General features: G+C 44.1%; 12 protein-coding genes and 1 pseudogene. 6 read left to right on the top strand and 7 right to left on the bottom strand.

The window, feature by feature from the left end:
- Positions 1-38: 38 nt before the first annotated feature.
- The 4 genes from B2089_RS09285 (at position 39) to B2089_RS09270 (ending at position 4,447) form a co-directional block, all read left to right on the top strand.
- The gene (locus tag B2089_RS09285) at positions 39-1,334 is read left to right on the top strand and encodes a V-type ATP synthase subunit B (protein WP_296322569.1); all 1,296 of its coding nucleotides are present in this window, start codon (positions 39-41) and stop codon (positions 1,332-1,334) included.
- A gap of 18 nt (positions 1,335-1,352) precedes the next feature.
- Positions 1,353-2,003 carry a V-type ATP synthase subunit D gene (locus B2089_RS09280; protein ID WP_296322566.1) on the top strand — a complete coding sequence of 217 codons (651 nt, stop codon included), beginning with the start codon at positions 1,353-1,355 and terminating at the stop codon, positions 2,001-2,003.
- Positions 2,000-3,928: a V-type ATP synthase subunit I gene (locus B2089_RS09275; RefSeq protein ID WP_296322561.1), complete on the top strand. Its 1,929-nt coding sequence runs from the start codon at positions 2,000-2,002 to the stop codon at positions 3,926-3,928. Before B2089_RS09280 ends, B2089_RS09275 begins: the two co-directional genes overlap by 4 nt.
- An 87-nt stretch (positions 3,929-4,015) precedes the next feature.
- A complete protein-coding gene (locus B2089_RS09270) occupies positions 4,016-4,447 on the top strand; it encodes a V-type ATP synthase subunit K (protein WP_296322558.1) in 432 nt (143 codons plus the stop codon).
- A 363-nt stretch (positions 4,448-4,810) separates the two neighbouring features.
- On the opposite strand, the gene B2089_RS09265 is transcribed toward B2089_RS09270, so the two are convergent.
- The 4 genes from B2089_RS09265 to B2089_RS09250 are packed head-to-tail and all read right to left on the bottom strand — an operon-like array spanning position 4,811 to position 6,129.
- Positions 4,811-5,044 carry a hypothetical protein gene (locus B2089_RS09265; protein ID WP_296322554.1) on the bottom strand — a complete coding sequence of 78 codons (234 nt, stop codon included), beginning with the start codon at positions 5,042-5,044 and terminating at the stop codon, positions 4,811-4,813.
- Positions 5,037-5,441 (bottom strand): hypothetical protein, encoded by a 405-nt coding sequence (locus B2089_RS09260; protein ID WP_296322552.1) that lies wholly within the window; start codon positions 5,439-5,441, stop codon positions 5,037-5,039. Before B2089_RS09260 ends, B2089_RS09265 begins: the two co-directional genes overlap by 8 nt.
- Positions 5,438-5,890, bottom strand: a complete 453-nt coding sequence (locus B2089_RS09255) for an NlpC/P60 family protein (protein ID WP_296322549.1) — start codon at positions 5,888-5,890, stop codon at positions 5,438-5,440. Before B2089_RS09255 ends, B2089_RS09260 begins: the two co-directional genes overlap by 4 nt.
- The gene (locus B2089_RS09250) at positions 5,887-6,129 is read right to left on the bottom strand and encodes a hypothetical protein (RefSeq protein WP_296322546.1); all 243 of its coding nucleotides are present in this window, start codon (positions 6,127-6,129) and stop codon (positions 5,887-5,889) included. Before B2089_RS09250 ends, B2089_RS09255 begins: the two co-directional genes overlap by 4 nt.
- A 133-nt stretch (positions 6,130-6,262) precedes the next feature.
- On the opposite strand from B2089_RS09250, the gene B2089_RS09245 reads away from it, so the two are divergent.
- Positions 6,263-6,871, top strand: coding sequence for a helix-turn-helix transcriptional regulator (locus B2089_RS09245; protein ID WP_296322543.1), 609 nt, complete (start codon positions 6,263-6,265; stop codon positions 6,869-6,871).
- A 178-nt stretch (positions 6,872-7,049) separates the two neighbouring features.
- Positions 7,050-7,439 carry a DNA-binding protein gene (locus B2089_RS09240; RefSeq protein ID WP_296322541.1) on the top strand — a complete coding sequence of 130 codons (390 nt, stop codon included), beginning with the start codon at positions 7,050-7,052 and terminating at the stop codon, positions 7,437-7,439.
- A 175-nt stretch (positions 7,440-7,614) separates the two neighbouring features.
- On the opposite strand, the gene B2089_RS09235 is transcribed toward B2089_RS09240, so the two are convergent.
- The 3 genes and pseudogenes from B2089_RS09235 to B2089_RS09225 all read right to left on the bottom strand — a co-directional run.
- The gene (locus B2089_RS09235) at positions 7,615-8,607 is read right to left on the bottom strand and encodes a tyrosine-type recombinase/integrase (protein ID WP_296322539.1); all 993 of its coding nucleotides are present in this window, start codon (positions 8,605-8,607) and stop codon (positions 7,615-7,617) included.
- A 146-nt stretch (positions 8,608-8,753) separates the two neighbouring features.
- Positions 8,754-9,251: a hypothetical protein gene (locus B2089_RS09230; RefSeq protein ID WP_296686901.1), complete on the bottom strand. Its 498-nt coding sequence runs from the start codon at positions 9,249-9,251 to the stop codon at positions 8,754-8,756.
- Positions 9,242-9,921, bottom strand: a pseudogene (locus B2089_RS09225) (hypothetical protein); the annotation flags it as partial. The pseudogene B2089_RS09225 and the gene B2089_RS09230, both read right to left, overlap by 10 nt.

Genomic DNA, 9,921 nt, shown 5'->3' with positions numbered 1-9,921 from the left:
GAGAATCTTCTCAAAGCATAGGGGGACGGTGAATAGATATGAATAAGGTATACAATAAAATCGAATCTATTACAGGTTCCGTAATTACAGTAAAAGCCGAGGGCGTTAAATACAACGAACTTGCAGAAATCACCACACGATTCGGTAAATCTCTTGCCGAGGTCAACAAAATCGACGGTGACACAGTTTCTCTGCAGGTTTTCGCCGGTGGCCGTGGTGTTTCAACAGGCGACCAGATCCGCTTCCTCGGACACGAGATGCGCGTTTCTTTTGGCGACGATTTGATGGGACGAATCTTCAACGGTTCAGGTGAGCCTCGTGACAACGGGCCGGCTCTCACTGAGAACATGAAGCCAATCGGCGGTCCTTCTGTAAACCCTTCAAAGCGAATCCTCGCTGAGCGAATGATGCGTACCAACATTCCGATGATTGATATGTTCAACACTTTGGTCGTTTCTCAGAAACTTCCAATCTTCTCTATCTCCGGTGAGCCTTACAACCAGCTCCTTGCCCGAATCGCTATGCAGGCTGAGGCTGATGTAATCGTTCTCGGCGGTATGGGTCTTAAATACGACGACTTCCTTTACTTCAAGAAGACTTTGGAGGATGGCGGTTCATTGAGCAAGACTGTCATGTTCATTCATACAGCTGCTGACCCAACCGTAGAATGTATCAAGATTCCTGATATGTCACTGGCTGTAGCGGAGCAGTTCGCTTTGCAAAACAAGGATGTTCTCGTTCTTCTTACCGACATGACTTCTTATGCAGACGCTATGAAGGAAATCGCTATCACACAGGAGCAGGTTCCTTCTAACCGAGGTTATCCTGGTGACTTGTATTCTCAGCTTGCTGCTCGTTACGAAAAGGCTGTTGACTTTAAGGGTAGCGGTTCCGTAACGGTTCTTGCTGTCACCACAATGCCTGGCGACGATGTTACTCACCCGGTTCCGGATAACACTGGTTACATCACCGAAGGTCAGTATTATCTTAAGGGCGGCCGTATCGAGCCATTCGGTTCACTTTCTCGATTGAAGCAGAATGTAAACGGCAAGACCCGAAAAGACCACCGTGCCCTTATGGACGCTATGATTCGTCTTTATTCTTCTTATAAAGACACCCTGGAAAAGAAATCCATGGGCTTTATGATGAGTAAGTGGGACGAAAAGCTCCTTAAATACGGTGAAATGTTCGAGAAAGAAATGATGGACTTGTCTGTCAACATTTCTCTCGAAGGCGCTCTTGATCTTGGTTGGAAAATCCTCGCTGATTGTTTTGACAAAGACGAGACGGGTATTAAGTCTGAATTGATTAGCGAATTCTGGCCGAATAAATAGTTTTGCGGAGTAGATTGCATGGCAAAAATTAAGCTGACTAAAAATGAACAGAAAGCTCAGAAAGACGCGCTGAAAATGTACCAGCGTTATCTTCCTACGCTTACGCTCAAAAAACAGCAGCTTCAATCTGAAATCAGAACTATCGAGCAGAAGGCAAACGAAGTCCGTGCGCAGCGTGTCGCCCTTGAACAGGAGTTTAAGGTGTGGATTTCTGTGTTCGGCGAAGAAGAGGCCTTCAAGCCCGGCATGGTTACTGTCCGCAATATAAAGAAAGGTGTCGGCAACATAGCCGGCGTCACGATTCCTGTGTATGAGGGAGCCGAATTCGGGCGGGGTGACTACGATTTGTACGAAACTCCTCTCTGGATTGACTTGGCTGCCGACCGCATGGAAAAGGCACTTTCTTTAGATTTGGAAGCCAGCGTTCTTGATGAGCAGGTAAGGCTGCTTTCTCAGGAACTGCGCACTACAAGCCAGCGCGTAAACCTCTTTGAGAAGGTTAAGATTCCTGAGGCAAAGGCAAACATCAAAAAGATTTCGGTTTACCTTGGCGACCAGCAGGTTAGTGCGGTTGTAATCTCTAAGGTCTCTAAAAAGAAGATTGACCAGAGAAACGCCGCCGCCGCTGCCGCTAAGATGGCCGAAGAAGCAAAGGGGGCTCGCGCATGATAGTCCCAATGAAAAAAATCTCCCTTGTCGTTCTTGAAAATGAGCGCAAGGAAGCATTAAAGGCATTGCGAAAGCTTGGCGTTCTTCATGTCGAGGAAGTCCAGGGTTCAAGTGATGAGCTTGCTTCTTACAAAGACCAGAATTCCAAGATTGAGAAGGCTCTGGCCATTCTCACGGAAATCAAGCTGGGCAAAAAAGAAACGCCTAAGCAGACTCTCTTGGGAAAAGAAGCGGCTTTCGACATCGCAAAGAATATTCTTGCCCTCACGGACGAAAAGAAATCCTGCTTTGACCGCATCACCAATGATTCGGTTGAGCTTGAGCGATTCGCAAAGTGGGGTGGAGTAAATCCTGCTGATTTTGCAGAGCTTTCAGAAGAGAATATTCATCTCGCGCTTTATGAAATTCCGTCAGACAAATACGCTCTGATTGGAGAAGAAGCAAAAACCGTGGTTGTCTCAAAGGACAAGTCACAGACAAGATTCGTTTTGGTAAGCGAAAAGCCTTTTGCCGTCAATGAGCGGCCGGAAGGAATTCCTGCCGAAGCATATCAGGTGCCTCTTCCCCGCATTTCAACAGAAGCCTTGAAGAAAGAAATTTCTGATTCAAAGGCACGCATTGTTGAAATCGAGAATGAGATTAAGGCAAGCGTCCAGTACAAGAACGTGCTCAAAGATTCTGTCAGCGTTATCGCAAAGGACATTGAGCTTGAGAACTTGTATTCTGGCATGGGAATCGAAGAAAACTTGTCTTGGATTACGGGCTTCGTTCCTGTTGATTCAATGGCAAAATTCGAGTCTTTCGCAAAAGAGCAAAAATGGGCTTTTGCCTCAAGCGACCCAAGCGACGATGATGCCGTTCCGACAAAATTAAAGAACAACAAGCTCGTAAGTTTGATTTATCCTCTTACGGACTTCTTGGGAACCGTTCCTGGCTATCACGAATACGATATTTCAGGCTGGTTCCTGGCCTTCTTTACAATCTTCTTCGGAATGATTTTCGGAGACGGTGGATATGGTGCATTGGTCACTGCCGTGGCATTAATCTTCATCTTGAAGAGTTTGTTCGGCGGCAAAAAGGTTCCTCCAATGCTTGGCCTTGTCCTTCTTCTGGGCGTGGCTACGATGGTCTGGGGAGCGGTCACCTGCACTTGGTTCGGCCTTACGCCTGAGCAGCTGCCAGACTGGATTGTTGCTCTCTCACTTCCGCCGATTTCAAATGCCTACGCTGATGTTCAGTGGATTCCTTTCTGGACCAGTGATGCCTCGGCAGGTACGCTCAATACGGCTCAGAACCTTCAGATTTTCTGTTTCACGCTGGCTCTGATTCAGCTCTGCGTGGCTCATCTTAAGGGAATGGCAAGATACATTACTGACAAACAGCACAGACTGAAATTCCTCGGTGAATTCGGTTCATTCGTGCAGCTTATCGGTATGTACTGGGTCGTACTTTCTATGGTAGTTGACGGAAATGTCTTCCCGCTCATGGGCGGAGATGTTTACGGTCTTCCATGGGGAACAATCTCAATTGCGATGGTTGGCGGTGGATTTGCATTCAGCTTCGTTTTCGCAAACTACGAGGGAAGCGTGGGCAAATCAATCCTTGAGAGCGTCAAGAACATCATCTCGGTTTTGCTGGGAGTGGTCAATGTGTTCTCGGACATCGTCTCATACATCCGTTTGTGGGCTGTAGGTCTGGCTGGAGCCGCAATTTCTGGCACGGTAAACACATTCGCAGGTCCTTTGGTAGGTCACGCGGCTTTGTTCATCGTCCTTATCGTACTGCTTGTTTTTGGTCATGGCTTGAACATGATTTTGAACTTGCTTTCGGTCATAGTCCACGGCGTTCGTTTGAACACCCTCGAATTCTCAAATCACTTGGGAATGAGCTGGGCAGGCTTTAAGTATGAACCGCTCAAAGAATAGAGCGATTTATATAGATAAAAAGGTGGTTCTGCTTCTTGATTGAGGCTTAACCACCGCAAAAAGAAAATTCTTTCATAGGAGAAAAATATGAATTTTGGAATGATTGGTGCAGGTCTTGTAATGGGTATTGCGGCTATTGGCTCAGCAATCGGTATCGGAATCGCCGGACAGGGAGCTATCGGTGCTTGGAAACGCTGTTTTATGGCTAATAAACCGGCTCCATTTATCTTGACAGTCTTCGCTGGCGCTCCTCTTACACAGACAATCTACGGCTTCCTTCTTATGCAGCAGATGGCTGCTTCTTCAAAAATCGATGGGAATCCGCTTTTCTTCCTTGGCTTGGGAATCGCGGCAGGCTTGGCAATGTGTTTCTCTGCTATCGCTCAGGGAAAAGCCGGTGCCGCAGGCTCAGACGCTCTCGGTGAGACTGGAAAAGGCTTCTCTAACTACATCATGGTCGTCGGTCTTTGCGAAACTGTGGCTTTGTTCGCAATGGTATTCGGAATGATCCAGTGCTAAATTAATCGGATAACCTAAAAAAGACGGGCTCTCGTCGGAAACCTGTCGAAAATCTCGCGGTGAACAAGTTCAAGCGAGATTTCGCCAGAACTCCGACTACGCCCGTCTTTTTTTAGCATTTTCGGGCTTATATCGCATTGGCTCGTTCCGAAGTGCTGACATAAGATTTTCGGTGAACAAGTTCATAGGGAGCGACGGCGAAGCCGGCAAAAGTCGTGAGACGACTTTTGAGCGAGTCTCCGAGCAGCTATGCTGCGATGGGCGACTTTTTGTCAGAACCCCGACTCCGACCACCTTTTTTTTGCTTTTTCGGGCATTTTGTAGCACTGTATCATTTACAGAAGAACTGGTATAGATGGAGATTTACTCCTTCAGCTTGTACACCATTACCCCCGCAAACACCGCGCCCAGAATCACAAGCCCTTCCGTGACGGCGGCTTTTCGCCAAAATGAGCGGCTTTCAAACAGCCTTTCGCTTTCCTTTGCAAATTGCGCGTTCAAATTGGCGTATTGCTCTTCAAGTGTCTCGCTTACTGTTTCTTCAAGAATCTTGTCGAGTTCGGCGACGAGCGCGTCATAATCAATGAAATCAGCCATTTTCTGATTCTGACTTTGCCCGCTCGACGGCTTCTCTGATTTTACGCTTTCCGTTTTCGATGGCGCGTTTGCCCGAATCGGAAGGCTTAGCGACAGCGCGAGAAGCACGCTGATTGTAATTTGTAATTTTCTCATTTTGATTTCTCCCTTTGTTTTCTGTTACGAATTCTGAAATTGTGTTTCCGAAATTTCCGACAGCTTTCGGCAAAACCGCACCGCACAGGGCGGAGATTACCACCGACGCCCATGCCGCTTCGCCCACATAGCCCGCGCAGAGAAGAATAGTCGCGACAAGCACGGCGAATCCTTTGTAGCCCGCCAGTTTTCCCGCAAGGAGCAAAATTCTCTTTACAATGTTTGTGACAAGTTCACGGTATGAAAAATCAATCGTCGTCATACTCTCATCCCCCTTTTTGCCATCTTTAGGTGAGGGTAGAGGCGAAGAAGTTCCGCACCACTCCGAAAGTTCCCCGCCTCGTTCGGCTCGCACCGAGACACATTCATGTATTTCCCCTCGCACCAACCCGCAACATGGACTGCCTTACCGTTCCCGTCAAGGAAAAATGCGGCGTAAATAAGATTTTTGTCCGAAAAGTCCGCCACATCTTCGGTGAAAAATCCCTTGTAAAGCGTGTCCCCCGTCACTCTTACAGCCCGTCCCGTTGCAAGGCTCAACGCCGTGCAAACGCTGCCCGAACAGTCGCTTCCTTCTGGTGACTGACCGCCCCAAAGATATGGCGTTCCGTAGAATTCCATAAGAATGCATTTGTAAACTTCCGCTTCACTAAGTCCGCAGCCAAAAAGCTCTTCCGTGAATTCGCCAAGCTGCTTCATATTCTTTTTCATACCACGCCCCCATTTTCAAGGAATTTTGAAAGAACCGTGTAGGCTGCAGACACGAGAGCGACAAGCCCCGTCGCGAGTGACACAAGTCGGCATAATCTTGCCGCCCGCTCAACGGAACTTTGCTTGAAGTTCCCCTCTAATTCTTCTAGCCGTTCAAGCGTTCGTCTCTTGAACTCAGACATCTCGCCACGAAGCGAGCAGAACTCGCCGTAGATTTTCGTAAGCATCTCGTTTTCCATACCGAGACCTCCTTTTCGTTTGTTTTGTGCGCGCATAAAAAAGATAGCCGAAAAAATAATCTCAAAATGTAGAAGTTTATCCACAAAACAATACCGAAAATGAAATTAACAACTATAAAAGGAGGCATACGCTATGGAAAAAGTTGTTTCGGTCGCCGTGTATGGTTTCACGGCTCATCAGTCGGTTCTTTTGTCGCCGTTCATAAGAAAAATCTGGAATGTTGGAAAAATCCGACAAATTTCAAGCGATTCAAAGTTGGATGCTGAAATTGAAGGGCCTGATTTGCTCATCGTAAACGGCTCTCTTGATTTTTTTGAATTGGAATACTTCTTATCTTTCGCAAAGAAGCGAGCGGACATTCAAATTGCTTGCATCGCTTTCAATGCTCTCACGAGGGCGGGCTACGAGACATTGTGCCGTTATGATGTTCCGGTTGTCATCGCGGGCTTGAAAAACGAGAGCGACATCGGTTTTTGCAGGGAGAAAATAGCTAAAATGGGAAGCCTCAGAATCACCGCGCCGAGCGAAGAGGTCGTCGAGAGCGACTACCACGAGGATTTCGATAGGCTTTCGCCCAACGAAAAGTATGTCACGGTCTGCATGCTGAAAGGAATGAAGCAGGAGAGCATCGCCCGCGAGATGGGCTTGTCGCCATCCACGGTCGGGACTTATTTCTCGCGCATTTACAAGAAATGCGGCGTGCTCTCGCGGAACGACCTGTACAGGAAATTCGCGGTTTGAGACTCGCCCGCGTTTGTAGACAAACTTCTACAAAACGCGGGGATTTTTTCCGTTATATTCTACTTAACGCACCGTTGCGAAGGTCTGTCAGCCGAAACCGCTTCGGGCGTTAAGTAGATACGGCTAGGGGAAAGAGAAAGTGCGCGCCTCTTTTTCCTGCCGAATGGAGAAAATTACTATGTATTATTCAGTCGTAAAAAGAGCAAATCCAATCAACAAAGAAGCGATCCCGCTTTATTATGCTCAGCCCGTGTGGGGGTCAGAAATCAGCATCCGCACGATTTCAAACCAAATCAGCAAGTACAGCACTCTCACGCCAACTGATATTATGGCGGTATTGGAGTCGTTTATTGACATGCTCCCGATGTGGCTCAAGGAAGGTCACACAATCCGACTCGGGAACTTCGGGATTCTTCGCCTTACTTTCAAATCGAAAGGCAAGGAAAAGGAAGATGATGTTTCGGGAAATGACATCAACCATGTCCGTACGGTGCTTCGGGGGAGCAGCGAGTTCAAGAACGAGTTTTCCGACCTGAGTTTTGAGAAAGTTGCGACGACGACGGCATAAAAAAGGGACAAAACGCCTTTTCGGTCGCAGGGAAATATACCTTGCGACCGATTTTTTTGCCCTTTTTATGAGGAATTTAACTATACAGAATTCCCAATATGACAGTATCAAACGGTCGATATGACAGTACCAAACGGCGATATGGTACTGTCTTATTTTAGATAAGGTTATTTTCTCAACAAATGAACTTCTGGTGCGAGTATCTTACATTCGACTGCTGGACATTGGCATAGCGAAGCGTGGTGTCTATCTTCGTGTGACCGAGCAAAACTTGTACCTGTTCAATGGGCATTCCCTTGTCTATGGCACGAGTTGCCATTGTCCGTCGGAATCTGTGGGGATGTACATTCTCAATTTCTGTCTTTTCTCCTATTTCCCGAATCATTTTTTCTACAGAATTGACGGAGAGCCTGGAGAAAGCCCCATGCTTTGTTTTTTTCCTTTCTGTAACAAACAGAGCCCTGTTTTTATCCTTTCTAGTCTTTAAGTAATTTTCAAGCTCTATTTTTGTTCTGACATCAAAATATATTTCTCGCTGTTTTGCTCCTTTTCCAAACACAATGCAGCTTCGTGAATTTAGACTGACCGAAGACCGATTAAGCCTGACAAGCTCGCTAACCCTTATACCGGAAGAAAGCAGGAAGTCAATGATGGCAAGATTGCGGTTACTGGTTGCCGCTTTCTTTCTTATTACTTCTATCTGTTCTTCGGAGAGCGCTTGTTTAATTACAACAGGAGTCTTTATCCTGTGAATTCTTTTCATCGGACTTTTTAAGATAAAATCTTCTTCTTCGAGCCATTTATAAAAACTTGAAAGAATTCTTCTTACAGTATCCAGCGTTACGTTGGAGCAGTTGTTGATTTTCTGATAGTTGAAAAGATATTCGCGTATATTATTCGTATCAATAGTGCGGATATCGCATTTTATGGTTTTCTCAAAAAAATTAAGGGTCGAAAGATAATATTCTTCTGTTCTTTTAGAACATCCTTCAATTTTTTTAGCGCTTATATATTGATTTATAAGATTTTTGTTGTTTTTTGATGAATAATCATCAAATTTCTTACAGTCAAATACATCATTTAAAACTTCTTCCAGTTTGTTAAGCTGTTCAGAAAGAAGTTCTCCTGCCATACGAGATTTAATTTTGTTGATAATTTCAATATTCATAAGTATCTCCTGATAAAGATTTATCTATTTATCGGAGAATACTTTGCGTATATGTATTTCCCCCTACAAATTGTCATTTGTAGGAGTAAGACATAGCGTTTTCAGACTGGGTGAAAACGCTAGATGTAGGGGTGTAATTCAAAATATCAGTATGAAATCACTTCTCTTTTAATATCATTTTTTTTATTTAATATTAGATATTTTATAATTTTTCTTTCCTTCTTATTTTTAATCGTAATTAATAAATCAGCATCCTTACTATCCAAAATATAGACACCAAGCAATGCAGTTTCATCCAGGTAGTAAAAAAAGAGAGACGTTACATGAAAGCCATAAACTCCTTTTAGTGACTCATTTTTATTGTAAATATTGATCCTAAGTTTTTCTTTAGATTCAGTATCAATATAATAAACTTCTTTTTCTTCACTAGAACAACTACAATTATTATGAAGATATTCAATTCTTGTAAAATACTCACAAATTTGATTATATTCTTCTAGTTTTCCCAGTAAGGGTTTATATTCATTCATTTTTTTTACTAACTGGTTATATTGATTTTCATAGTTGTTTATTATTTCTTTTGCAAAAGCTGATATCTGAAATAATAATAATATTACGATAATATACAATTTTCTTACTGCCATCCTCCACCTCCATACAATGTCTCATTAGAATATCTCGTAAATTCATATTTTGTAATTTTCCAAACTTCAACTCTTTCCGATTCTCCAACCCCATGGTATTCCATATAAATTAATTCCTCCTTTTCAGGATCATTAGATAAAACTGTTGCCGTGTGCCATTGATCGTCTGGATCAATATTATTCTTAAAACTTATAACATCACCAGGTTTTAACATCGGACCAAGGACCTTGGGATCTGTTATACGATTTCCTTTTTCATCCTTATAGAAATTAATTTTACCAGATTTAGCTAAATCTCTTGCTACAGAGTATGGATTTGGATTTAATTCAGGAGAAACCCATGTATTCCTAAAACAGATTGCTCCACCTGCACAAGCAAACCAAAAATCAGGTCTTCCTTTTTCAGAATTTATTCCTCCCAAAAAATCATAGGTTTCTTTTGATAAGATGCCTTTAATATAATGGCTAGGTACATGAGTGCCAGGCATCCATTTTTCTATGCCGCCAAGAATTTTCTGTATATTCTCATTAAGTTTTTTAGTGTCTTTACTATTTCTTCCGTCAGGGTCTATATAGCGTACCGGATTATTGGCTGCGTAGTGATACAAATTGCCATTGATGTGATTAAACACACCGCCCATGCCAGGTAAATTCTGGTTATATCGTTTTG

Source organism: Treponema sp. UBA3813, assembly GCA_002368605.1.
GTDB lineage: Bacteria > Spirochaetota > Spirochaetia > Treponematales > Treponemataceae > Treponema_D.
This window is presented reverse-complemented; position numbering and strand designations above follow the sequence as displayed.